Origin of the sequence: Myxococcus sp. MISCRS1 (assembly GCF_026626605.1) — a bacterium.
Lineage (GTDB): Bacteria > Myxococcota > Myxococcia > Myxococcales > Myxococcaceae > Myxococcus > Myxococcus fulvus.
Genome location: NZ_JAPNKB010000001.1, coordinates 4,665,247 through 4,690,334, shown reverse-complemented (window position 1 = coordinate 4,690,334; position 25,088 = coordinate 4,665,247). Strand labels below are relative to the sequence as shown.

The following is a 25,088-nucleotide window of genomic DNA, read 5'->3' as shown; positions in this document are numbered from 1 at the left end:
GGGCCTTCACAACTGCCTCCCGGGTGTCATGGCCATGGCGATCAAGCTCGAAGTGCTCAGGGAGAAGGCTCGCGTCGCCACGCGAGAGGCGCTGAGACAGTGCCCCGCGATTCCAGAGCCTCTTCGTGAGAACCTGACGCTCGGGATTCGGTTCGAGGACGAAGCTCGGGTGTTCGAGCTGTACGTCGCGGGAGAACGTCCAGAGGATGCGCTGGTCCTGACCCGGGTGACGGCGAACAGCAAGACCGGCGAGTTGGGGCCCGTCGAGGTGTATCCAGAGAGGTGGTCGACCACGGCCACGGAGTAGCGTGACGGCGGCGGTATTCCATCCGTGTGGTGAGCCGCGCCTCGTGTCCAGGTCGCCGCGGGAGTGACAGTTGGGTCCGCTCCGGGTGTTCGCGAGGCCGCTCGGAGTGTCGTCCTCGGACGGATGTTGAACGTGGGCTCAGATGAAGGGTTGGCGTGTCCGGCTCGGGCACCTAGGGTCGGTCGTCATCCGCCATGTCCCGAGCCTCGCTGCCTGAAGACCACCATCGACTCGTCACCCAAGCCCTGGCCGCGCTCGATGTCCGCAACCTGGTGCTGAGCATCCACGACCCCAGCTTCCCCAGTCTGCCATCCGAGGACTCGGGACGGGGCTCGCCCTACTCCGAGGGCGCCGCCCTCTTCCTGGAGTCCGCGCGCGCCCTGGGCTTCACCGGCATCCAACTGGGGCCACAGGGACAGACCTCGGAGGCGAACGCGTCGCCGTATGACGGCACCCTGTTCTCGCGCAATGTCCTGAACGTCGCGCTCGCGCCTTTGGAGCATGAGCCTTGGGGGGCGCTGCTTCCTCCTGGCCGCGTGGCGGCGCTCTCACAGTCTCGGCCTCGTGAGGCCCATCCGGGCGAGCGCTATCGCTGGGCGTTCCGCGCGCAGCTCGCGGTGCTCGATGAGGCGTGGGCGTCCTTCCGTCGCCAGCGAGCGGAGCCGAATCCTTCCGTCGCCATCCAGGACTTGTCCCGGCGCTTCACCTCCTTCCGGCAGCGTCACCGCGCGTGGCTCGTGCGCGACGCGCTGTTCGACGTGCTGTGCGAGGAGAAGGGCGTTCCGGACTGGCGGCCCTGGGCGGACTCGCTGGATGGACGCCTGTGGAATCCGGCACCGGGTGAAGAGTCCGCCGCGGCGGCCCGGGTGCTCGCGCTAAAGTCGCGATATGGCGACACGTTGGAGCGCTATGCGTTCCTCCAGTTCCTTGTGCACACGCAACACGAAGTGCTCCGGGAGCGGACGGCCACGTGGCGCCTGAAGCTCTATGGCGACCTGCAGATCGGCTTCTCGCCGCGCGACGCGTGGGCGTGGCAGGGACTGTTCCTGCGCACGTACCTGATGGGCGCGCCGCCCAGTCGCACGAACCCCGACGGCCAGCCGTGGAACTACCCGGTGCTGGACCCGGAGCAGTTCTTCATGGAGGGCGGAGAGGGCCCGTCCCAGGGCTTCCGCCCGGGCGCGGTGCTGCGCTTCATGGATGCTCGGATGGACAAGATGCTCGCCGAGTACGACGGGCTGCGGCTGGACCATCCGCATGGGCTCGTGTGCCCCTGGGTGTATCGGTCGAACCAGTGGGACCCCGTGGCCGCCGTTCAACAGGGCGCGCGGTTGTTCTCGTCACCCGACCTGCCCGAGCACCCCGAGCTGGCGCGCTATGCGCTCGTGTCACCGGAGCAGGTGGACCGCTCGGTGCCTCGCTATGTGGACGGAGAGGTGAAGTCGCTGACGCCCGAGCAGGTGGAGCGCTTCAGCGTCCTCTTCGACACGGTGGTCGCCGCGGCCCGGCGCAATGGTCGCGAGCTGGGGGACTTGCTGGGCGAGGTGCTGAGCACGATGCCGTATCCGCTGGGACGCGTGCTCGCGCGGTACGGGATGGGCCGCTTCCGCGTCACGCAGAAGGCGGACCTGCGCAACCCGGCGGATGTGTATCGCAGCGAGAACGCGGCGGCCGAGGACTGGATGATGGTCGGCAACCACGACACGAAGTCGCTATGGCGCCTCGTCGGCGACTGGCAGTGGCGTGGGACGCTGCGGGCGCAGGCGGACTATCTGGCGACGCGGCTGTGCCCGGAGGTCGAGCACCGTGAGGCCTTCGCGCGTGAGCTGGCGACGGACCCGGGGCGACTCGCGCAGGCGAAGCTGGCGGACCTGTTCGCCAGCCGCGCGCGCAATGTCATGGTGTTCTTCACGGACCTGCTCGGGATGCCGGAGACGTACAACGAGCCGGGCACCATCGACGAGCGAAACTGGTCGCTCCGAGTGCCCGCGGACTGGATGCGTGAGTATCGCGAGCGGCTTCGCGGTGATGCGGCCATGAACCTTCCTGGCGTGCTCGCGATGGCCCTGCGCGCGGGGGGCGCTCCCGCGAGACAGAAACACCGCGAGCTGCTCGCGGGACTGGACCGATTGGCGGCGGAGCTGCGTGGCGGGACGTGAGGGGCCCCTGCCCGTTGCTCGATGACAATGGGGCCGACCCGCGAACGCATCGAGGCGAGCAGGACTCAGGGTGGGCGAGAGATGCGGTGAGGTGCTACCGCATCAGACTCGTTCCCGCGCATGACCGAGGGAGCGCAGTGCAAGCGCTCGCCCCAGAACGAGCACCTCAGTGCTTCACGTCCACCACGAGTCGCGTCGGCTCGCGCAGCTCCAGGATGCGGAACGGCGCGTGGCTCTTGTTGCCCAGCACCCATGTCACCTCGCCCTCGAAGTCACACGTGCGCTCCAGCTCGAGCAACACCGGCAACGTGGGCTTCAGCTCGCGCGTGGCCACCGTGGGCTCACCTGCATCCGTATGCGCCTTCGCCGGCGTGAAGCTCACCTGGAGCTGGCCCTTGCCCGCCAGCGTCACGGGGTTGCCCGAGCCACACTGCACCACGGGCTCCTTCGCGTACTCCACGCGATAGCCCGGCAGCTGCGTCCCCTCGAACTCGAACACCACGCGGTCGTAATCCGGATGCGCTCCCGCGCGCACCGAGCGCAGCGTGGCCTGCGGCACGTCCCTGCGGTCCAGACTCACCGCATCCGTGGTCCACTCGCGGTTCTTCGGGTTCTCGGGAGTGACTCCTCCCGACCCACCACCCGACGGTGTCCCCGCGCCACCCGGTGCCGTGCCGCCCGTGCCTGACGGAGCGCCCGCGCCCGCCGACGGCGAGCCCGCTCCCGAAGGCGTCTCTGGCTCCGCACCAGGCTCCTCGGGAGGCAGCTCTCCCACGGCCACGGGAGGCTTCGCGGCGGCTTCACCTCCCCGCGCCACGGCGCCCTCGGGCGCACCCGAGGGCCGCGCGGGAGTGTCATCGGGCGCTGGCAGCTCGGCCGCCGGATGCGGCGGGGCCTCTTCCTTCTTCGAGCACCCGGTGCCCACGAGGCATCCGGCCAGCCACAGCGATGACAGCCAGCGTCCCGCACGCTTCATCGTTCCTCCCCAGGGGGCCCGCGAAAGAGGGGCCACGGAGGACACCCTCTCTCACGACAGGGGGGCCACGTGCCAGCACCACCGGCCCGTGACGAGAAGCCGACAGTGTCACTCTGCCGAGGCCGTCGCCCGCGTCAGCGCCCCCAGGTCCGCGTCCCGCAGGAACTTCACCAGCACCCCGTCCATCTTCCGCGTGCCGTTCTCCACCACCGTCGGCTTCAGGAAGAAAAGATTGTTCCAGTTGAAGTCGTACAGCGCCTGCTCCGCCGCGTCGGACCAGCTCCCATCCATGGGCCCGCGGTAGTACCCGAGCTTGCGCAGCACCTGCTTCACGTCCCGCGCGATGTCCGCCGTCAGCGTCACGCGGTCCTGGGCGTACACGTCCGCGAGCGTGCCCTGGTAGCGGTTGAGCTGCACGCCCAGCTCCTGGAGCGCCTTCGTGCTGCCGTGCACCACCGACTCCGCGAGCACGTGCGTGTAGAACGCCGTCTCGCTCGTGGTGTTCCAGACGCGGATGACACCCGAGCGCTCGCCGTTCTTGTCCCCGCCCACGCGCGCGCCGTGCACGAGCGACGCATACAGCCGCTGCGGCAGGCTGCCCTTCGCGCGCTGGAATCCCGCGGCCATGGCCGTGCACATGTCCGGCGTGGACATGTTGTTCGCCTGCACCACGAACGTCGCGCCCTGGATGGCACAGGTGTGCGCGCTCGTCTGCGCGCCCGAGCGCTGCCCCGTCGTCACGCTCCCATCCGGGTGCAGCTTCACCGCGGCGAGCTGACGGATGGGCGCGTACGGGTCCAGCGCCAGCACCGCGTCGATGGCGGCCTGGGGCGCCTCGCCCGCGTCGATGCGCGCGATGACACCCTGGGCATCATCCACCGAGGGCAGCGCCATGGTGGCTACCGCGATGTCCGAGCGCCCATACGGCACCAGCCCGCTGACCCCGCTCGGGAAGGAGATGACGGCCATCCCGCACGACTGCTCCGCCGCGTCACACGCGACGATGGCGCGCGTGCCGAACAGGCTCCGGTTGAGGGGCCGGCTGCCTTCCGCCGACGCCTGGGTGGAAGCGAGCAACAGGAACGCCATGAGCCACGAGCCCCGCTCGAACAACTTCATACGGACACCTCTGGGCAAGGCGCTCCCGTGGCGGACCGCGACGTCCCGCGTGGAGGAGCCCTTCCTGTCAGGGATTGATGTCGGTGCGCGGAACCCGCCCACGCCCCGAAACTGCTGGAGCCCTGAACGGAAGGCCCTTCCGGGACATATCGGGAAGGCTCGCCAACCCTTGCGCCCGGCAAACACCCGTGGGCCGGGCCGGGGAGGGCCCGCCGGGCCGGGTGCCCCGCGTGTTCCGCTTCCGGTACGCGTGAAGCCGTGGCACTCCCACCCCGGGATTGCAGGACGCACCCCACAAGTTGCCGGGTGGCGGGTATGGTGCGCGCCCGGCCGCAGCCCGCGTCCCCCTTACGCGCACGAACCGGAGACACATCCCCCATGGCTCTCGACCTCACCTCCCTCCCCCGTCCCTCGAGGGACGACGCCACCGTCGGCACCATGGCGCGGGGCCTCGTCGGCAGCGAAATCCTCCGCATCGCCGCGGAGGTCCGGGAGCTCGTCGCCAAAGGTCGCAAGGTGTGCAACCTCACCGTGGGCGACTTCAGCCCGCGCGAGTTCCCCATCCCCGAGGGCCTGCGCACGCACATCACCACCGCGCTCCAGGCGGGCGAGACGAACTATCCGCCCTCGGACGGCGTGCTGGACCTACGCCAGGCGGTGCAGCGCTTCTACGAGCGTGCCCTGGGCCTGAAGTACCCGCTGGAGGGCATCGTCATCGCGGGCGGCGCCCGGCCCATCATCTACGGCACCTTCCGCAGCGTGCTCGATGACGGGGAGACGGTCGTCTACCCGGTGCCGTCGTGGAACAACAACCACTACATCCACATGATGAACGCGAAGGGCGTCGTGGTGACGACGGACCCCTCGCATGGCTTCATGCCCACGCTGGAGCAGCTCACGCCGCACCTGGGCACCGCGCGCCTGTTGTGCCTGTGCAGCCCGCTCAACCCCACGGGCACCATGATTTCGAAGGACGTGCTCGGCGCCATCTGCGAGCGCGTGGTCGCGGAGAATCGCGAGCGCGAGAAGACGGGCAAGAAGCCCCTCATCCTGATGTACGACCAGATCTACTGGGTGCTGAGCTTCGGCTCGGAGAAGCACGTGACGCCGGTGGAGCTGGTGCCGGAGGTGGCGCCCTACACCGTGTTCGTGGACGGCATCTCCAAGGCGTTCGCCGCCACGGGCGTGCGCGTGGGCTGGGGCGTGGGCCCGCCGAGCATCATCGCGCGCATGCGCGACGTGCTGGGCCACGTGGGTGCGTGGGCGCCCAAGGCCGAGCAGGTCGCCGTGGCGCGCTACCTGGACGACGTGCCCGCCACCGAGTCCTTCCTGAAGGAGATGCACCAGCGCGTGGACGCGCGCCTGGAGGCGCTGCACAAGGGCCTGTCGCGCATGCGCGAGGCGGGGCTGCCGGTGCGCCACATCGCGCCCCAGGGCGCCATCTACCTGTCCGTCCAGTTCGACCTGGTGGGCAAGAGCGGCCTGAAGACGAATGACGACATCCGCAAGCTCCTCCTGGAGAAGGCGGGCCTCGCGGTGGTGCCCTTCCAGGCGTTCGGCCTGAAGGAGGACACCGGCTGGTTCCGCCTGTCCGTGGGCGCCACGTCCGTGGCGGAAATCGAGGACGTGCTGCCCCGCGTGGAGGCCACCCTGCGCGAGGCGCTCGGCGCGAAGTAGTCGAGCCGGCTCGAAGCCCGGGCCCACGTCCCCCTGGACGCGGATGTGGGCCCGGGAATACACGGAAAGGACCGGAGTTCAGCCAGGGACGCGCCCGGCTGACGCATCCGTTGTCGCCGGTCCCCACCCGAGACGCGCGCGCCTTCGTGCCCATGCTCAAGCGATTCGTGGATGTCCGTGACGAGGAGGTCGGCGCCGTCCTCGGGTCCTTCGTCTATTTCTTCACGCTGATGTGCGGCTACGCCATCCTGCGCCCCATCCGCAACGAGATGGGGACGGCGGGCAGCGTGAAGGGGTTGCCGTGGCTGTTCACGGCGACGTTCCTGGTGATGCTGCTGGCGGTGCCCGCGTTCTCCGCGCTGGTGGCGCGCTGGCCCCGGCGCGTGGTGCTGCCGCGCATCTACCGCTTCTTCCTGGTGTCGCTGCTGGTCTTCTTCGCGCTCCTGAAGCTGGAGGTGGCGAAGGAGCCGGTGGCGCGCGTCTTCTACATCTGGCTGAGCGTCTACAACCTGTTCGTGGTCTCCATCTTCTGGAGCTTCATGGCGGACGTCTTCGCCAGCGAGCAGGGCAAGCGGCTGTTCGGCTTCATCGCCGCGGGTGGCACCACGGGCATGCTGGTGGGGCCCTTCCTGGTGGGGCGGCTGGCGGAGCCGGTGGGGCCGGTGAACCTCATCCTCATCTCCGCGGTGCTGCTGGAGGTGAGCGCGCAGTGCGTGCGGTGGCTGAGTCGCTGGGCGCGTGACGTGCAGCATCAGCCGCCCTCGGCCGAGGGGCCCGTGGGAGGCGGGGTGCTCGCGGGGCTGAATCTGCTGGTGGCGTCGCCGATGTTGTTGGCGCTGGGGCTCCAGGTGCTGCTGTACGCGGCCACGTCCACGTTCCTGTACTTCCAGGAGGTGCAGCTGGTGGCGCAGGTGGGCAAGGACGCGGCGTCGCGGACGGCCCTCTTCGGGGACATCGACTTCTATGTGCAGTTGTTGACGTTGGCGCTGCAGACGCTCGTCACCGGGCGCATCATCTCGCGCCTGGGGTTGGGGGCGGCGCTGGCGGTGGCGCCGGTGGTGACGGGGCTGGGCTTCCTGGGGCTGGCGGCGGTGCCGGTGCTGGGGGTGCTGGTGGCGTTCAAGGCGCTGCGCGGGGCGAGCCACTACGCGCTGGAGCGGCCGTCGCGCGAAATCCTCTTCACCACGGTGGACCGCGAAGCGCGCTACAAGTCCAAGAGCTTCATCGACACGGTGGTGTACCGGGGCAGCGACACGGTGAGCGCGTGGTTGCAGGGTGGGCTCACCGCGCTGGGGTTGGGGATGACGGGGCTGTCGTTGGCGGCGGTGCCGTTGGCGGGGCTGTGGTGGGGGGTGTCGTTGTACCTGTCGCGGGAGCAGCGGCGGCTGTCTCGCGAGGGTGGGGATGAGCTGGCGCCCGCGGCGCCGGACAATGCCGCCGCCCGTTGAGCAATCTTCCTCGCAGTGCTTCCTCGTGGCAGGAGACGACACGCTATGAAGCTGTCTCGCAGGGATGTGATTCAGGGTGCCGTGGTCGCGGGCTCGTTGTTCGCCATGGGCTGTGCGTCCTCGAAGGGCGCGTCGGGTGGTGGCACGGCGGAGCCTGGGACGCAGGGTCAGGGGAGTGAAGGGACGAAGGCGGGCAGGTCCCTGAGCATCCTCATCCTGGGCGGCACGAAGTTCCTGGGCCCGGCGCTGGTGGAGTCCGCGCAGGCCCGGGGGCACACCGTCACGCTGTTCAACCGCGGCAAGACGAACCCGGGCCTCTTCCCCAACGTGGAGAAGCTGCAGGGAGACCGCGACCCGAACAAGGGCGAGGGGCTCAAGGCGCTCCAGGGCCGCAAGTGGGACGCGGTGGTGGACACGTCGGGCTATGTGCCGCGCATCGTGAAGGCGTCCGCGGAGCTGCTCGCGCCCAACGTGGGGCACTACACCTTCGTGTCCAGCATCTCCGTCTACAAGGACGCGTCGAAGCCGGGCCTCACGGAGACGGCGGCGGTGGCCACGGTGGACGAGCCGAACTCGGAGGACGTGAACAAGTACTACGGCGGCCTGAAGGCGCTGTGCGAGAAGGCGGCGGAGACGGCGATGCCGGGCCGCGTGTTCAACGTGCGCCCGGGGCTCATCGTGGGGCCGGACGACCCGACGGACCGCTTCACGTACTGGCCGGTGCGCGTGGCCCAGGGCGGCGAGGTGCTCGCGCCGGGCACGGGGCATGACCCCACGCAGTTCATCGACGTGAGGGATTTGGCCGCGTTCATCATCCTGGGCGTGGAGAAGAACCTGGCGGGGCCCTACACGGCGACGGGGCCGGAGAAGCCGCTGTTGATGCGGGACTTCCTGGAGCGCAGCAAGAAGGCGCTGCGCAGTGACGCGACGTTCATCTGGGCGCATCCGTCCTTCCTGGCGAAGCACAAGGTGGAGGCCTTCGGGGACATGCCGGTGTGGGTGACGCCGACGGGCGAGGAGGCGGGCCTGCTCCGGGTGAACATCGACAAGGCGCTGGCGGCGGGGCTCACGTTCCGGCCGCTGGAGGAGACGGTGCGCGACACGGTGGCGTGGTTCAAGTCGGAGCCGCCCGAGCGTCAGGCGAAGCTGAAGGCGGGCATCGCTCCGGCGCGCGAGAAGGAGGTGCTCGCGGCGTGGCACCAGGAGCACGACCAGGGCACCGCGACTCCCACGCGCTAGGCGCGGATGACGGTGACCTGACGTCCCGAGGGCGTCCAGGCCTGTTCGGCCCGGGTGCGCTCGGCGATGGGCGGCTGGTTCGAGCGACGGTCGAAGAGCATCAGCCAGCCGCTGTCCAGACCCAGGCCCTGGAGATAGCCGTCGAGCTGCTCCAGGCCGTCGTTCAGCGGGTCCGACTCCCTGTCGCGCCAGACCTTGATTTCGATGGCGAGCGTGTCCGGTCCATGGCGCACGCACAGGTCCATGCGGCCCCGGCCGACGGCGTACTCGCGCTCGATGGTGCCGCCTCCGTTGACCACGCGGTGGAGGAAGGCCATGAGCACCAGATGCGGCGCCACCTCGTGGTACGGCGCCGTGGCGAGCAGCGGCTCGCCGTGCTGACGCCAGAAGGAGAGGAACGCCTCTCGCAACTGTTCGAGGTCCATTCGCCCGTCGGCACGCAGCCACGATGGGTGGATGGAGGGAAGCGCCGCTCGTGACGGGAAGGCCAGCTCCCGGACGATGATCTCCCGATAGATGGGGTTGACGACCTCCAGGCCTCCTTCTGGTTTGAACCGGACGAGGCCCAGGTCGACCGCGAAGCGAACGTCATCCGGAGGCAACGGAGGCGGAATGTCGCCGGAGAGCATCGGCTCGAGGATGGCTTGGATGCGAGGCTCGCGAAGACGGGCCGCGAGGCTGTCCAGGTGGGTCTCCTGGCGATAGATGAGAGTCGCCTTGGCGCGCTCGATGTCCTGACGGCGCACGGGCTGGCTCACGTCAGTGACCAGCTCCTCCACGGCCACCTTGGCCAGCGCGTTGACGAGCCAGGGCTGTCCCTGGGTGAGTTCGAAGGCGAGTGAGATGGCCTCGGACTCGAAGCCTTGTCCCGTGTCGGCGGTGTGCTGGGCGTAGAGCTCTGCGACCTCCTCCTCCGTGAAGTCGCGCACCGTCAGCGAGCGCACCTTGATGTTGAAGGGGCTGGAGGTTCCCAACCGGCTCGAGTCCCCCGAGGCCACGTTGTAGTCGCGGACGTCCCTCAAGCCGATGAGCGCCATCGACGAGGGGAAGTGCAGGGGGCGGTTGCGATAGCCGTCCCGGAGCTGGCGCAGCACGGAGACGAGGACTTCGTTCTTCAGTGCATCGACCTCGTCCAGGAAGACGACGAGCGGCTTGCCCGTGGCCTCGGACCAGGCCGAGAGCGCGGAGGCGATGCGGTATCCAGGAGGCGCGTCCGGGAACTCCGGGGGCTGATGCGTGGCGGGCAGTTGTGCTCGCGCTGCGGACCGCCAGCTCGAGAGGATGGCATCCGCGGCGGCGCCGGTGTCGTCGGGAAACCCCGCGCCCACCTCCATGCTGACGAGGGCCGCCACGTAGCGTCCCTCCTGCGAGAGCTCGCGAGCGAAGGACAGCAGTGCCGTCGTCTTGCCCACCTGCCGAGGTGCGTGGACGACGAAGTAGCCCTGCTGCTCGACGAGCCGCCGGACCTCGGGCAGCCGGCGCATGGCCGGCAGCATGTAGTGGTGGTCCGGATTGCACGGACCGGCGGTGTTGAACCAACGGGGCATGCCTGGAAGGTACTTGCGTCTCCTTCCTGGGCAAAGGCCCATGGACCCGAGGGTGTCCGGACCTGTTCGGCCCGGATGCTCAGAGTCGCCCGAGGATCTCCGCCTTCTTGCGCTCGAAGTCGTCCATCGTGATGAGCCCCTCGCCCAGCATCCGCTGCAGGTCCGCGAGGGACTTCACCGGGTCCTTCGGAGCGCTGACAGGTTTGCCCGCCAGGAGCGCGGCGAGCTGGCTCAGGTCCTGCTCGACGACGGGCCCGACGACGGCGACCCGCTGGGGGTCATCGGGGTCGACCTTGACGTTGAGCTCCAGGCCCGGCGTGAACACTCGCACGTTCCAGTCGTGGTAGCGGTCCAGCACCCAGACCTCGTAGCTCGGGCGGTCCGGCAAGGTGACTTCGAGCAGATGGTTGTAGCGGGCGCGCTTCTGGTTGCTCATCGCCGTGCGCTCGCTGCGCAGCAGGATGGCCCGGGCCGGCAGCCCCTGCTCACGCACCTTCCGGTGCTTGAGCCACGTCCCGAGGATGCGGACGGTGAGCCAAACGCCGACGCCGGTGCCTATCAGGATGAGCAGGGGAACCAGGAACCGGGCTGCGGACAAGGGCGTTTCGGCGTTCATCTTGCTCTCTCGACGGTGACGGCACGGCCCCGACCGCGGCCGCGTCCAGCGACTCTAGACGCACGGCCTCCGGCTCGAAACCCGTCATGTCCGCACGACATGACATGATGTCGCGGAATGCGGGGCCGATTCCCGGACGCAGCGGCTCCGACAACCGAAGAGGACTCACGATGATGTCTCGCCTGTCCTGGTGCTCGCCCCGGCGGCAGGGTGCCGTCGCGCTGCTCGCCCTGTCGCTCGTGGCCTGTGGTGGCAAGGAGGTCCGTCCGGAGGGCAACGCGGGGACTCCGGACGCGGGCCCCGGTCAGGCACATCCCTGCGTCCCGGTGAGCCTGGAGCGCGACGTGGACCTGGAGGGCTTCCACACGGACCGCTACACGTGGCGCGACGGCGACTGCGCGCCCCGCTCGGCCTTCCTCGTGCGCAACGACGCCCAGGACCCCGCGGGCTGGCACGGCGGCTACCTCCGCCGCTACGTCTACGAGGCCCACGGCGCCGCGCGTACCTGCGACGGCGCCACCAACGAGGTCCCCGGCTGGGGCATGGTGACCTGCCACGTGCGCGCCGGCGCCGACTGGGGCAACTGGACCGAGAAGGTGACGGGCACGGGCCGCACCCTCTTCGAGGGACGCCACCACGCACTGCACGAGTTCCGCTGGCCACTGCCGCTCGATGGCCACATCGTCGACGTCACCGTCCACTACCTCTTCGCCACCGGACGCGACCACCCGCTCTACGCCATCACCCACGATGTCTCGCGCGTCGCGCCCGACGCGCTGGAGGCGGACGTGCGCTCGCCCTATGGCGACCTGCTCTTCGACGGCAACGCGAACGCCGAAATCGCCGGGCTGGGCTGGGGAGACCGCTACCGCTTCCGCACGCTCGCCTCGCCGGTGACGATGGCCAGCGGCTGGGACTACCGCGAGCCCAACGTCGTCCCCTTCACCCGCATGTGGACCACCACCCCGGACGCGGAGATGGGCGTGGTGCAGACGCAGACCTGGCAGCAGAAGCCCGCGGGCGGCTACTGGCTCTACTCGAGCTGGGGCCAGCGCAACGAGCGCGGCCCGCTGCCGGACGACTGGAACTGGACCTTCCAGCTCAACCAGTACCAGCTCCCCTCCACCACGCGCTCCCACCGCATGGCATGGGGCAGCAACTACGGCGCGCTCGGCCGGCGCCAGTACGCGCGCTACGGCGACGACGGCATGCTCTCCGGCCACCCCTACCAGAGCTACTCGGTCTTCATGGTGCTGGGCACGCACACGGAAGACTCCGTGCTCCGCCGCGTCTCGGAGGTCGAGTCCTGGCAGCGCGTGCGCCTCACCGCCACCCGGGGCACCGTGGTGACGCAAGGGCCCGGCGGCGTGGGCCGCACCGACTCCGTGCCCTTCGACGTGCCCGGCTACAACCCCGTCTACGCGACGTGGGAGGCCCGCGCCGCGGACAACCGCGCCGAGCTGCGCTTCGACACCGGCACCCAACCGCTCGAGCACCCCGTGCTGGTGCTGCGCGGCTACACCGCTACGACGCCCCCTTCGCGCGTGCTCCTGGACGAGCGGGTGCTCACCGCGGACGCGGACTACTTCGCCTCCGTCGACGACGCGGGCGACGCGCTGTGGCTCACCCTCCACCGCACCCTCACCGGCACCGCGACGCTGCGCCTGGAGTGACGTACCCTGGAAAAGCAACGGGGGATGCTCCGGTGTACGCGGAGCACCCCCCGGATGAATGACCCTGACTCGGAGTCCGCTCTCCCCCTCTGGCGAGCGTCACTCCTCCGGGTCCCCTGCCACGGATGACGCCGCCCCCGCGACGCCACCCTCCTACCCGCCCTGAGTGTCCGGAGGGCCTTGGACCCCTCCAGCGAAGACCTCGACTGCGACTCGAGCGCTCCCCCCGGTGCGCTCGCCGACGGCCGGACCCTCGGGTGCCCCAAGCACCCGGTGTCTCAGCTACCGGCTTCAGGGCCAGGACCGCGCCGGCTGCGAGATGGCTCGCATCCGCGCCAGCGTCTGGGCCCAACCGGACGTCTGCGGGCGCATGGAAGCCACCCGCGTCACGTGCTCCATCTCCTGCCTCAACACCCCCAGCGCCTTCGACTTCGTCAGCGCCACGAGCTCCCTGCGCTTCGCCCCCGCGAAGACAGCCAGCTCCGGCACCGCGATGTCCCCCTCTCGTGCTTCGAGAGCGCTGGGGTGTCCCCCCTGGATGCGACCCCGGGCCCTGTGTGCCGCGGCCCCCCGTCCCCTGTCCGTACGCTTCACACCGCCTGGCCCGCTGTTTCCCCCCGGAACCCGCTGGCCCGACTCATGCGCGACGTGCGACATTCGCCTCTCCCTTCGCACCCACTGATGACCGCCGTCCCCCCGGCCACACGCGCCGTGGCGTGTGTCGACCAGGGCATACTGGCTCAGTCCGTGGAACGAGTTTTCCGCGCTAGCGCCAAATGCTTGCGCGAACGCGCCAGCTTGTCGGCAGGGCTGGCGGCGGGACGAACGTGGCGGGTTCCACCCGGAGTGGAGGGAGACCTGGGAGGTGGGTGGTGGAGTGAGAGGGTCCGCCTCGACTGGCGGAGGGGCGAGCGGGCGTCGTGGGTAGGGACAGTGAGGGGCTGGCCATGTCAGCCTGACGCGGTAGGGAAGACGGTTGCGACGTGTGCCTGGGGCGGATGTCCCGGGTATTGGGCGGCGGGAGGGGACAGGTTTCATGAGGTGGGAAGCGATGGGCCAGGTGCCCGGCGAGGACAGGCGAGGTGGGGAGGGCGCGGCGGCGCGGGGCGCGGGGCGCTCGTCGTTGCTGGCGGTGTTGGCGGAGAAGCCAGCCGTGGCGCGGGACATCGCGCGGGTGTTGGGCGCGCAGGAGCGGGGTGACGGCTTCCTGCGTGGCAACGGCTACGTGGTGACGTGGGCCATCGGCCACCTGGTGGGCCTGGCGCAGCCGCACGAGATAAGGCCGGACTGGAAGAAGTGGAGCCGCGCGCTCCTGCCGATGCTGCCGGAGGGCTGGCCCCTGGTGGTCTCCGAGCAGACGCGCTCGCAGTTCGACGTGGTGCGCCGGGTGCTGACCTCGCCGGAGGTGGGCGCGGTGGTGTGCGCCACGGACGCGGGCCGCGAGGGCGAGCTCATCTTCCGCTACATCTACGAGGCGGCGGGGTGTCGCAAGCCGGTGCGGCGGCTGTGGGTGTCGTCGCTCACGGAGCGGGCCATCCGGGACGGCTTCCAGAAGCTGAAGGACGGGCGGGAGTACGAGCCGCTCGCGGCGGCGGCGATGGGGCGCAGCCGGGCGGACTGGTTGGTGGGGATGAACCTGTCGCGCCTGTACACGCTGGCGCATGGCGGGCAGGGGGAGATGTTGAGCGTGGGGCGGGTGCAGACGCCCACGCTGGCCATGGTGGTGGAGCGGGAGTGGGCCATCCGCAACTTCGTGCCCCGCGACTACCTGGAGGTGGTGGCCACCTTCGCGCCCCGGAGCAAGGACGTGGCGCCGGGCGCGCGGTACGACGGGACGTGGTTCCGCTCGGGGCCGGATGGCAAGCCGGTGATTCCTCCGGGGATGGAGGGCGTGCGCGAGGCGCGCCGGCTGGACGCGGACGGGGTGGAGGCCCAGGCCATCATCGACCGCGTGAAGCGGGGGCAGGCGACCATCGAATCGCTGGAGGCGGAGGAGAAGAAGATGGCGCCTCCGCTGCTCTACGACTTGACGGAGCTGCAGCGCCACGCGAACCGGCTGTATGGCTTCAGCGCGCAGCGCACGTTGGAGGTGGCGCAGGCGCTCTACGAGAAGCACAAGCTCTTGAGCTATCCGCGCACGTCGAGCCGGCACCTGTCGCAGACGGTGGCGGACACGCTGCCGGAGGTGGTGGGCACGGTGCGCGGGCCCTACGAGGAGGACCTGGCGCCGGGCACGGGCGTGCGTCCGCTGGGTCGGCGCTACGTGGATGATGGGAAGGTGACGGACCACCACGCCATCATCCCCACGCCCACGTCGCCGCACGGGCTGCGCCTGTCCTCGGACGAGCAGCGCATCTACGACCTGGTGTGCCGGCGCCTGTTGCAGGCGTGGCACGAGGACCATGTGTGGCGCGTCACCACGGTGGTGACGGCGGTGACGTCGCCCGGGCCGAAGAGCGCGGTGCCGGTGGTGGACCGCTTCCAGAGCACGGGCACGCAGGTGGAGCGCATCGGCTGGAAGGTGCTGGACATCGGCGGGGGCAAGAAGGCGCCGAAGCCGAAGTCGGACGCGCGCAAGGGGGACGAGGAGGCGGAGCCGGAGGATGACTCGCAGTCGTTGCCCTCGGGGCTGGCGCGGGGGCAGCCGCAGACGGTGGAGGACGTGGAGGCGGTGAAGAAGCGCACGCGTCCGCCGCCGCGCTTCACGGACGCGACGTTGCTGACGGCGATGGAGACGGCGGGTCGGCTGCTGGACGAGAAGGAGCTGGCGGAGGCGATGCGCGAGACGGGGCTGGGGACGCCCGCCACGCGCGCGGCCATCATCGAGGTGCTGCTGGACCGCGAGTACCTGGTCCGCAAGGGCAAGGTGCTGGAGGCGACGGAGAAGGGGCTGAACCTCATCCACGTGGTGCACCCGGACGTGAAGACGCCGGCGATGACGGGCCAGTGGGAAGCGTGGCTCCAGCGCATCGAGCGGGGCGAAGGGCAGCTCGACGAGTTCATCCGGGGCATCGAGAAGTACGTCATCGAGGTGGTGGGGCAGGGGCCCTCGGGGCCGGTGCGCGCCGGTGTCCCGGGTGGGCGCGGTGGGCCGGTGGCTCACGAGGGTGGGGTTGGAGGGTGGGGCGGCGCGATGGGGACGGAGCATCGTGCGGAGACCTCGTTCTCACAGGGCACCTCGGACGCGCCCGGTGGCGCACGACGTACCTCGACGGACTCGTTCACTGGCGCATCGAGGGATGAGGCCTCACGTGGAGGCGACTTCGCGACGGCAGGCCGTGGCTCTCCGCGCAACGCTTCGCTTGGAACTCCCGCCTCGTTCGGCGGTGGCTCCTCGGAGCTGGAGCCTGCTCCTCGCACGGCGCGAGGCACTTCGCCCGGTGGTGCCGCCGACGGTGGAGGGGCCTGGCGCGCGGAGGCCTCAGCCGGCTCGCGCTCCTCACAAAGTGCAGGGTTCTCGGAAGCAGCCGTGGTGTCGGCGCCTCGTCGGACGAGCGCTCAGGGCGCGTTCAACACGGGCGTGTCTCGTGGGCCGGGCTCCTCACGGGGCGGTGTCTCCGTGTCGACGGGGGGGCGCCCGGAGCGTGTCCCTCGCGCTCCCACGCCTCCGGACCGGCTCCGACCGCTCCTGAAGGAGGCCTTCGGCTTCTCCGACTTCCGTCCGTACCAGGAGGCCGTGTGCCGCGCGGCCACGGCGGGCGAGGACCTGCTGCTCGTCATGCCCACGGGCGCGGGCAAGTCGCTCTGCTATCAGCTCCCGGGTCTGGCGCGGGCGGGGACGACCATCGTCGTCAGTCCGCTCATCGCGTTGATGGAGGACCAGGTGCTGCGGCTCCAGTCGCTCGGCTTCGCGGCGGACCGCATCCACTCCGGCCGGGACCGCGCCACCTCGCGACAGGTGTGCTTCGACTACCTGGAGGGGAAGCTCGACTTCCTGTTCATCGCGCCGGAGCGACTCGGCGTGCCGGGCTTCGTGGAGTTCCTCGCGCGGCGCCCTCCCACGCTCATCGCCATCGACGAGGCGCACTGCATCTCGCAGTGGGGCCACGACTTCCGTCCCGACTACCGCCTGCTCGGCGCGCGGCTGCCCCTGCTGCGTCCCGCGCCCGTGGTGGCCCTGACCGCCACCGCCACGCCGGACGTGCAGCGGGACATCGTGCAGCAGCTCGGCCTGCTGGGCGCGGGAGGCAAGGCGCGCACCTTCATCCACGGCTTCCGCCGCACCAACATCGCCATCGAGGTGCGCGAGCTGAACCCCGGCGCTCGCGGAGACGCCATCCACGGGCTGCTCCAGGACGAGGAGAACCGGCCCGCCATCGTCTACGCGGCCACGCGCAAGCACGCCGAGCAGCTCGCGGAGTTGCTCGCGGGCGACTTCCCTTCGGCCGCGTACCACGCGGGCCTGCCGCCGGGAGACCGCGACAAGGTCCAGGCGGAGTTCCTCGGGGGCTCGCTGGAGGTCATCGTCGCCACCACGGCCTTCGGCATGGGCATCGACAAGCCGGATGTCCGCACCGTCATCCACGCCGCGCTGCCGGCCAGCCTGGAGGGGTACTACCAGGAGCTGGGGCGCGCGGGCCGTGACGGGAAGCCGTCTCGCGCCGTGCTGCTGCACTCGTACATCGACCGGCGCACGCACGAGTTCTTCCACAAGCGCGACTACCCCGAGGCGTACGTCCTGGAGCGCCTGTTCCAGTCCACGGCGCTGGAGCCCGAGCCGAAGCCGTCGCTCCAGGGCCGCGTGCGCACGGACCCGGAGGTGTTCGACAAGGCGCTCGAACAGCTCTGGATTCACGGCGGCGTGGTGATGACACCCGACGAGACGGTGCGGCGCGGACGTCCCAACTGGTCCGCGGCGTACAACGCCCAGCGTGAGCGCAAGCTCCTGCACCTGGAGCAGATGGGGCGCTACGCGGAGGCCCATGGCTGCCGGATGAAGCAGCTGGTCTCTCACTTCGGTGACACCCAGGACTCCGGTGAGGCGTGCGGCCTGTGTGACGTGTGCTCGCCCGAGTCGTGCGCCACGCTGCGCTTCGCCGAGCCGTCGGCGTCCGAGCGCCACTGGCTCGAGCGCATCCTGGAGTCCCTCCAGGAGCGGGATGGACAGGCCACCGGGCGACTCCACCGCGAGCTGTTCGGGGATGCGCTGCCCCGGCGTGACTTCGAGCGACTGGTGGGAGGGCTGGTGCGTGCGGGGCTGACGCGGCTGGAGGTCGACTCGTTCGACAAGGACGGCCAGGTCATCTCCTTCCAGCGCCTGTCGCTGACGGACGAGGGCCGCCGCACGCGCGTGGTGGACCCGCAGCAGGTCTTCCTGCCGCTGGCGCTGGAGAAGGCGTCCAAGAAGAAGCGCGGGAAGACGACCAGACGCGCGACGAAGAAACGCGCGGGCTCCAGTCGGAGCGAGGCCGGCGGCCGACAGTGGCGGGCCTCCTCTCCCTCGGACGACTTCGAGCAGCGCTCCTCATGGAATGCGTCCAGGACCGCGCTGTCTCCCGAGTCTCGCATCCCCGTGGGGCGAGGCACCCCCGAGGAGCCCGTGTCGCGGGGGGCTCGCTCCTCGCGGAGCCGTGGGGTGACGCAGGAGGAGGCCCCCGCGGGGCTCGTGGATGCGCTGAAGGCGTGGCGGCTCGCCGAGGCGCGCAAGCGCAAGGTGCCCGCGTTCCGCATCCTCACGGACCGGGTGCTGGGCGCCATCGCCGCCGCGCGGCCGGAGAACGGCGCCGCGCTGATGGCCGTCCACGGCGTGGGGCCCGCGCTCACCGAGCGCTACGGCTCCCAGATTCTCTCGCTCGTGGCTCGCAAGCGCTGAGGGACGCCCACGCTCGGAGCGGGGCTCGCGCCTGGGTGCCTGCTCCAAGCGCCGCGCCCCTCCCGAGCCATGTCTCGAACCGGGAGGCCCTGGTGTCTCCACTCGCGAACATCGTCGACGTGGACGCGGGTGGCTGCCTCCTCTCACGCGAGGGCGGTCGACCCGTCCGCCCGCGCCGTGCACTTGTCACCCGTGACGGTGTGTCCCTCGCGCGCGGCGACCCCTCGCGAGGCTCCATCGCGCCGTGTCCGTGCCGTTCCGGCTCCGCGGGAGGGCGTGCCCGACGCCGTGCCCGGGGAAAACATCTTCCCTTCCACCGGGCCTCGGGCAGCCTGCCGGGCGTGCAGTCCTTTTCGCTGCACGCGGGGGCAGTGGGTCTCTCCCCCGTTGCGCGTCACCTTCCGGCCTGTGACCGCGATGGCGAGCAACCGCGCGGGCCTGAGGGGGGAGCGGAAGATGGAACTCGGATTCGAGACAATCGGAAACGCCACACTCATCTGCCACGACAACGGACCGGTGCTGGTGACCGACCCGTGGACTCACGGTGCCGCGTACTTCGGCAGCTGGACCCTGTCCCACGACATTCCCGAAGAGCAGCGCGACACCATCCAGCGCTGCCAGTACGCGTGGCTGTCCCACGGACACCCGGACCACCTGAGCCCCGAGTCCCTGGAGAAGCTGCGCGAATTGACCATCCTGGTCCCCAACCACTTCGGCGGCCGCATCCGCGATGACCTGCGCGAGCAGGGCTTCAACGTGCACGTGCTGGTGGACCGCGTGTGGACCCAACTGTCGCCGCGCATCCGCGTCATGTGCATCCCCGACATGAACCAGGACGCGGTGCTGCTCGTCGACGTGGGCGGACGGCTGCTCGTCAACCTCAACGACGCGGGAGACCGGGGCTGGGGCCGCTTCGTGCGCGGCCTGGTGCGCCGGTATGACCAGTCCTACCTCCTGGCCCTGTCCGGTTACGGCGACGCGGACATGATCAACTACTTCACCGAGGACGGGCAGCGAATCGCGCCCTACGCCGCGGCGAAGACGCCCGTGGGGCGCACATCGCCCGGCAGGCGGAGTTCTACGGCGCGCGCTACTTCGTGCCCTTCAGCTCCATGCACAAGTACCAGCGCGCCGACAGCATCTGGGCCTCCGAGTACACCACCACGCTGGAGGACTACTCGCGCGGCTTCGAGTCCCCGACGTGCTCGCTCCTGCCCGCCTTCGTCCAGGTGGACTTCGCCCAGGACGACGTGCGGCTCATCCGCCCCACCGAGCGCGCGCTGACGCCCGTGGACCCGACGGAGTTCGGGGACGACTGGGGCGAGATGCTCGAGGCCGACGAGTCCCGCATGCTGCGCGAGTACTTCGGCGCCATCGAGCACCTGGGCTCGGTGCTGGACTTCCTGCGCTTCCGCGTGGGCGGCCAGGACCACGTCATCGAGTTCCACCGCCGCCGCTTCCGCCGGGGCATCACCTTCGAGGCCCCGCGCCACTCGCTGATGACCGCGGTGCGCTACCGCGTCTTCGATGACCTGCTCATCGGCAACTTCATGAAGACGACGCTGCACGGCGACTTCGGCGAGGGCCGGCTCTACCCCGACTTCAGCCCCTACGTGGCCAAGTACGCGGACAACGGCAAGGCGCGCACGCGCAACGAGCTGCGCACGTACTTCTCCGAGTACCGCCGCAGGGACCCGGTGGGCTTCCTGCGCGGCCAGGTGGAGGCGCACTGCGTGCGGCCGCTCCAGACGCAGTCGGCGGAGCTGTTGCGCTCGTTCCTGCCGCCGGACTCGCAGGCCTTCCGCACCGCCAAGGAGGCCTTCTGGAAGGTGCGCCGCGTGCTGCTGTAGCGCGGCGCGCGTCGCTTCAGAGGTACGGGGACAACAGCCGCGCCAGCCCATCCCTCAACCGGATGGGCAGGGGCCGCGCGTCCACCTGCTCCCGGGTGAGGGGACGCGCGCGCGACAGCCGCTCGTCCACCACCGCATCCAGGCGCCGGGCCAGCCCGGCGTCGTAGCACTCCACGTTCAGCTCGAAGTTGAGCCGCAAGGAGCGCGGGTCCCAGTTCGCCGAGCCGATGAGGCCCCACTCGCCATCCACCACCATCAGCTTGGTGTGGTCGAAGGGGGGCTCGGTGAGGAACACCCGGCACCCGTCCGCCAGCACCTGCCAGAGCTGCGCGGTGCTCGCCCACTGCACCACCGGCAGGTTGCCCTTCCTGGGCAGCACCACGTCCACCCTCACCCCGCGCAGCGCCGCCACGTTGAGCGCGGTGATGAGCGACGCGTCCGGCAGGAAGTACGGTGTGACGATTCGCACCGACGCCCGCGCGGTGGACAGCGCCCCGAGCAGCACCGTGCGCAGCGTCTCGAAGTTCTCGTCCGGCCCGTCCGGCACCACCCGCGCGAGCACCGCCCCCGCCGACTGCTGCTCCGGGAACCACGCGTCCCCGCTCAGCCGCTCGCGCGTGGTGAACACCCAGTCCTCGGCGAAGGTCTCCTGCAGCTGCGCCACCACCGGGCCCTCCAGCTTGAAGTGCAAGTCCCTCGCGGCCTGCTCCCCCGGCCAGAAGTGCTCGCGGATGTTCATGCCCCCGGTGAAGCCCACCTGTCCGTCCACCACCAATATCTTGCGGTGGTTGCGCAGGTTCATGAACGGCAGCCGGTACGGCATCAGCGAGGGCAGGAAGCGCGCGGCCGTCACACCCTCACGCGACAGCCGCCCGAGAATCGTCGGCCACGTGTAGCGCGCGCCCACCGCGTCCACCAGCACCCGCACCTGCACCCCACGCCGCACCGCCTCACCCAGCGCCCCCGCGAAGTGCCGGCCCGCCACGTCGTTGTCGAAGATGTAGCTGCACAGCGAGATGGAGGTCCTCGCCCGGGCAATCGCCTCCAGCATGGCGGGGTACGCGTCCGTGCGGGACTCCAGCACCGTCACCTGGTTGCCCGGCAACAGCGGCCGGTGCAGCACCGCGTCCCCCAGCCGCGCCAGGGGCGCCAGGTGCGCGGCCTCCGGCTTCACCCGGGACACGCCCTCGGCCACCACCGCCTCCACGCCGCGGATGGGCGGGAACATCCCGTGCCCGCGCCGGGGCGTCAGCGAGCGCGCGCGCCGTCGAATCCGGTTGATGCCCAGCACCAGGTACAGCGCCGCGCCCAGCACCGGCACCAGCCACACCAGCCCCACCCAGCCCACCGCCGCGCGGACGTCCCGCTTGTGCAGCACCACGTGCGCGCTGGCCAGCACGCTCACCAGCACCGTCAGCCCCGCCGCCAGGTGCGGCCACACCGCCTCCAGCCAGGACAGCCACCACGCCATGTCGAACGGAAGAGGGCCCACGACGCCTTCGGCTATACACGACGCCACGGCGCGGCGCGCCGCGAGCTGTCCGCCGCGCCGCAGCTGCTTGACGCGCTCCGACGGTGATTGCATGGTGCGTGGCTGATTGCGCCCCCAAGCGTGTGCGGGGAAACCCTGACCCGGTTTCCGACAGCCCCTGGGCGACTGACTGATTCGCAGACAGAACCGTCTGATTCCCGAACAGTCCCGGCGCGAAACGAAAACCCTCACCGCCACGCCGACTTCCACCGGACTTTGTCAGGCCCATTTACAGTCGGTCTGTTTTGACCTGGAGTGCTGGCTATCCAGTTTGTGCTCGAAAAACAGTCTATCCAGCTATGTGGGCGTCGTTGGCCCGACAGTTGCTCAAGGCCGGGGCGCGCCGTTGCCGCGGCTGGTGGAGGGACCAGGTGGGGCGGCGCATCCCCCGCAGTCGTGTGTTTCCGAGGAAAGACCGATGCTCAAGTTCCGCTCCATGGCGCTGCTGGCTGGTGTGACGCTCCTGGGTTCCGCGTGTGGTCCCGAGAGCGCCGAGACGCTGGCGCCGAAGATGACGTGGGAGGAGTTCAAGGCGGGCGCCGTGCAGGATCCGGAAGGCAAGTGGATCTTCGACATGGACCAGGCCGTGGACAGCGAGGAGGAGCTGCGCGCCTACTACGACAACAACGTGGTCGCGGACCATGGCAAGACCCAGAACGGGCTGGCCGTGTACAACAGCGGCGGCACCGCGGCGGGCGACATCAAGTGGAGCTCCGCGCAGAAGGGCAACCTGACGTACTGCATCAGCAACACCTTCGGCACCACCAACAAGGCGAAGATGGTGACGGCGATGAACAGCGCGACGGCGGCCTGGGAGGCCACCGCCAGCGTGAACTTCACGCACAGCACCAGCTACGACGCCAGCTGCACCGCGTCCCAGACGGGCGTGCTCTTCGACGTGCGCCCGGTGAACTCCGGTGGCCAGTACCTGGCGCGCGCGTTCTTCCCGAACTCGGGCCGCTCGGGCCGCAACGTGCTCGTGGACAACACGGCCTTCGGCAGCATCGCGCCCTGGACGCTGGCGGGCATCCTGCGCCACGAGCTGGGCCACGTGCTGGGCTTCCGCCACGAGCACACGCGCGTCAACGGCTCCTGCTACGAGGACGCGAACTGGCGCGCGCTGACGTCCTACGACCGCTCCTCGGTCATGCACTACCCGCAGTGCAACGGCACCCAGACGGGCGACCTCATCCTCACCACCCTGGACAAGCAGGGCGCCCGCGCGCTGTACCCGTGATTCGCGCTTGAAGCACCGGCCGACCCCCATCCCCGTCGCGACGGCGGGGACGGGTGAAGGCCACAGGCCGGAAGGTTCCTTCTCCCGCGGAGGGGGGTGCCTTCCGGCCTTTCTGATATGGGCGCGGGGGGGCGCCCTCCCAGGCTCAGTCCATCTTGCGCGCGCCGGCCGTGGTGGCCTGGCCGAAGTAGATGAGCGTCTTGGTGTTGTCCTCGCTGCTCTCGATGTCGAGGCACTCCAGCTCGCCGCTCTCGCTCTCGTCCGCGTAGATGTGGTCCGGCTTCTGGATGCGGTGGGTGATTTCGCCGCCGGGGCCGCCGACGATGATTTCCACCACGCCCCGGTCGCTGCCCTTCTCCTCCAGGCTGATCTCCACCAACGGCAGCCCCGAGGCGAGCGGCTGGTCTCCCAGCTCCATCCCCTCCACCTCGATGCGGACGGGCTGCTCCTTCTCCATGTTGCTGAGCAGGGCCAGATAGTCCGCCCAGCCCTCCCGGGGAATCTCTCGCGTGTGGTCCGTGTGCGCCATGTGTGCGACCCTCCGGTGTTCGTGTTCCCGCTCAAACCGTAAGGTGCGTGCGGGCGGGATGGAGGCCGGACCCGGTTCCCCGCTCGGTGGGGGAGGGAGCGTCGGGCGCTATTCCGTGCAGGAGCGCACCCGGTCACCCTCCAGCACCAGCCGCACGGTGGAGGCCGCGTCCGGGCGGCCGAAGTGCTCGTAGGCCGCCTGCTCCAAGAGCGGCGCCAGCGTGGTGCGCAGGCCGCGCGCGCCCGTCTCGCGCTTGAGGGCGCCAGCCACCACGTGCTCGCGCACGGCCGGCTCCACGTGCAGGCGCAGGCCCTCCTGCTCGAACTCGCGCTCGTACGCGCGCAGCACGTTCTGCTGGAGGATGTCGCCCAGCGTGGCCGCGTCCAGCGGGGTGAAGGAGACCAGGCGGTTGAAGCGGCCGATGAGCTCCGGGATGAAGCCGTAGCGGGCGAAGGCGGTGGTCTGCTCCAGCTGCTCCTGGGTGACGGCGGTGGCGATGGACTCCTCGGGCTCGCGGCGGGGCTCGCGGCCGAAGCCGAGCCGCTCGGTGCGCGCCATGCCCTCCGCCGTCGCGCGCAGGCCGCTGAACGCGCCGCAGGCGATGAAGGTGACACACGCCATCTCCATGGAGTCCGGCGGCATCCGGCTGGTGAAGCCGAAGTCCGGCGGGAAGTCCGCGTGCGCCGCGGACAACAGATGCAAGAGGCTGCGCTGCACGCCGAAGCCGCTGACGTCCTTCGTCGTCTGTTGTCCGGCGAAGCGGCTGTCGGAGCGGCTGGTGGCGAGCTTGTCGAACTCGTCCATGCAGATGACGCCGCACGCGGCCCACTCGGTGTCGCGGTCGGCGGCCTCGTACAGGCGCGACAGCAGGGTGTTGACGTCGTCACCCACGTAGCCCGTCTCGGAGAACTGGGTGGCGTCCGCGAGCACCGTGGGCACCGCGAGGATTTCGCGGAAGAGCAGCTCCACGAGGAACGTCTTGCCGGAGCCGGTGGGCCCCAGGAACAGGCAGTTCTCCCGCAGGCCCGGCTCGGGGGCGAGCCCCTCCAGGTGGAGGCGGCGGATGCGGCGCAGGTGGCGGTAGGCGAGCACGGACGCGGCGCGGCGCGCCTCGGGCTGGCCGCGGTAGCCCAGGTCCGTGAGGCGCGCGTCGATTTCGCGCGGGGACAGGACCTCGATGGCGGCGACCCGCTCGACGACATCCTCGCCGCGGGGAGAGGGCCGGGGCTCCAGGCCATGGCGGACGACAGTCATCGAGGATGGCTCCGGGGGCGTCGGGCCGGAGGACCCCGGACCCGAGAGGCCGCATCATCCCGGCGCTCCGGGGTGTCCACAAGCAGCCCGGCGAGCTCGAGCCCCCTCCCGAGC

At 70.3% G+C, this 25,088-nt stretch carries 17 protein-coding genes; 9 read left to right on the top strand and 8 right to left on the bottom strand.

The genetic code is table 11. The features are described from left to right. Positions 1-34: 34 nt before the first annotated feature. Positions 35-307, top strand: a complete 273-nt coding sequence (locus OWM54_RS18290) for a hypothetical protein (protein WP_141329524.1) — start codon at positions 35-37, stop codon at positions 305-307. Positions 308-501: 194 nt separating this feature from the next. Then, positions 502-2,466, top strand: coding sequence for a 4-alpha-glucanotransferase (locus OWM54_RS18285; protein WP_267698335.1), 1,965 nt, complete (start codon positions 502-504; stop codon positions 2,464-2,466). Between the two features lie 166 nt (positions 2,467-2,632). Here OWM54_RS18285 and OWM54_RS18280 read toward each other — a convergent pair whose 3' ends face one another. Both OWM54_RS18280 and OWM54_RS18275 read right to left on the bottom strand, forming a co-directional pair. Next, a complete protein-coding gene (locus tag OWM54_RS18280) occupies positions 2,633-3,442 on the bottom strand; it encodes an AMIN-like domain-containing (lipo)protein (protein ID WP_267698334.1) in 810 nt (269 codons plus the stop codon). 108 nt (positions 3,443-3,550) lie between these two features. Beyond that, complete coding sequence (locus tag OWM54_RS18275; protein ID WP_267698333.1) at positions 3,551-4,561, bottom strand: DUF1028 domain-containing protein; 1,011 nt, start codon at positions 4,559-4,561, stop codon at positions 3,551-3,553. 378 nt (positions 4,562-4,939) lie between these two features. Here OWM54_RS18275 and OWM54_RS18270 point away from each other — a divergent pair, with 378 nt between their 5' ends. From OWM54_RS18270 to OWM54_RS18260, 3 genes are all read left to right on the top strand, one after another. After that, positions 4,940-6,238 carry a pyridoxal phosphate-dependent aminotransferase gene (locus OWM54_RS18270; protein WP_223749812.1) on the top strand — a complete coding sequence of 433 codons (1,299 nt, stop codon included), beginning with the start codon at positions 4,940-4,942 and terminating at the stop codon, positions 6,236-6,238. 152 nt (positions 6,239-6,390) lie between these two features. Then, positions 6,391-7,686: an NTP/NDP exchange transporter gene (locus OWM54_RS18265; protein ID WP_267698332.1), complete on the top strand. Its 1,296-nt coding sequence runs from the start codon at positions 6,391-6,393 to the stop codon at positions 7,684-7,686. 45 nt (positions 7,687-7,731) lie between these two features. Further along, positions 7,732-8,925: an NAD-dependent epimerase/dehydratase family protein gene (locus OWM54_RS18260; RefSeq protein ID WP_267698331.1), complete on the top strand. Its 1,194-nt coding sequence runs from the start codon at positions 7,732-7,734 to the stop codon at positions 8,923-8,925. Here OWM54_RS18260 and OWM54_RS18255 read toward each other — a convergent pair. Further along, entirely contained in the window at positions 8,922-10,472 is a 1,551-nt protein-coding gene (locus tag OWM54_RS18255; protein WP_267698330.1) for an ATP-binding protein, read from the bottom strand. The two genes, OWM54_RS18260 and OWM54_RS18255, sit on opposite strands and share 4 nt — an antisense overlap. Positions 10,473-10,551: 79 nt before the next feature. Then, positions 10,552-11,088, bottom strand: coding sequence for an SHOCT domain-containing protein (locus OWM54_RS18250; RefSeq protein WP_223749816.1), 537 nt, complete (start codon positions 11,086-11,088; stop codon positions 10,552-10,554). A gap of 170 nt (positions 11,089-11,258) precedes the next feature. On the opposite strand from OWM54_RS18250, the gene OWM54_RS18245 reads away from it, so the two are divergent. After that, positions 11,259-12,761: a hypothetical protein gene (locus OWM54_RS18245; protein WP_223782296.1), complete on the top strand. Its 1,503-nt coding sequence runs from the start codon at positions 11,259-11,261 to the stop codon at positions 12,759-12,761. 291 nt (positions 12,762-13,052) lie between these two features. Here OWM54_RS18245 and OWM54_RS18240 read toward each other — a convergent pair whose 3' ends face one another. Continuing rightward, entirely contained in the window at positions 13,053-13,250 is a 198-nt protein-coding gene (locus tag OWM54_RS18240; RefSeq protein WP_223782297.1) for a hypothetical protein, read from the bottom strand. Positions 13,251-13,797: 547 nt separating this feature from the next. On the opposite strand from OWM54_RS18240, the gene OWM54_RS18235 reads away from it, so the two are divergent. Both OWM54_RS18235 and OWM54_RS18230 read left to right on the top strand, forming a co-directional pair. Continuing rightward, positions 13,798-18,573: a DNA topoisomerase 3 gene (locus tag OWM54_RS18235; protein WP_267698329.1), complete on the top strand. Its 4,776-nt coding sequence runs from the start codon at positions 13,798-13,800 to the stop codon at positions 18,571-18,573. Positions 18,574-19,029: 456 nt separating this feature from the next. After that, positions 19,030-19,857: an MBL fold metallo-hydrolase gene (locus tag OWM54_RS18230; protein WP_267698328.1), complete on the top strand. Its 828-nt coding sequence runs from the start codon at positions 19,030-19,032 to the stop codon at positions 19,855-19,857. Positions 19,858-20,439: 582 nt separating this feature from the next. Here the strand turns inward: OWM54_RS18230 and cls are convergent. Further along, positions 20,440-21,894 carry a cardiolipin synthase gene (gene cls, locus OWM54_RS18225; protein WP_223749887.1) on the bottom strand — a complete coding sequence of 485 codons (1,455 nt, stop codon included), beginning with the start codon at positions 21,892-21,894 and terminating at the stop codon, positions 20,440-20,442. A 478-nt stretch (positions 21,895-22,372) separates the two neighbouring features. Here cls and OWM54_RS18220 point away from each other — a divergent pair, with 478 nt between their 5' ends. Then, on the top strand, positions 22,373-23,191 hold the full coding sequence (locus tag OWM54_RS18220; RefSeq protein ID WP_223749820.1) for a M57 family metalloprotease: 819 nt from the start codon (positions 22,373-22,375) through the stop codon (positions 23,189-23,191). A gap of 145 nt (positions 23,192-23,336) precedes the next feature. On the opposite strand, the gene OWM54_RS18215 is transcribed toward OWM54_RS18220, so the two are convergent. Beyond that, entirely contained in the window at positions 23,337-23,720 is a 384-nt protein-coding gene (locus OWM54_RS18215; protein ID WP_046710694.1) for a DUF5335 family protein, read from the bottom strand. Positions 23,721-23,828: 108 nt separating this feature from the next. Next, a complete protein-coding gene (locus tag OWM54_RS18210; RefSeq protein ID WP_223749821.1) occupies positions 23,829-24,974 on the bottom strand; it encodes an AAA family ATPase in 1,146 nt (381 codons plus the stop codon). Positions 24,975-25,088: the final 114 nt, after the last annotated feature.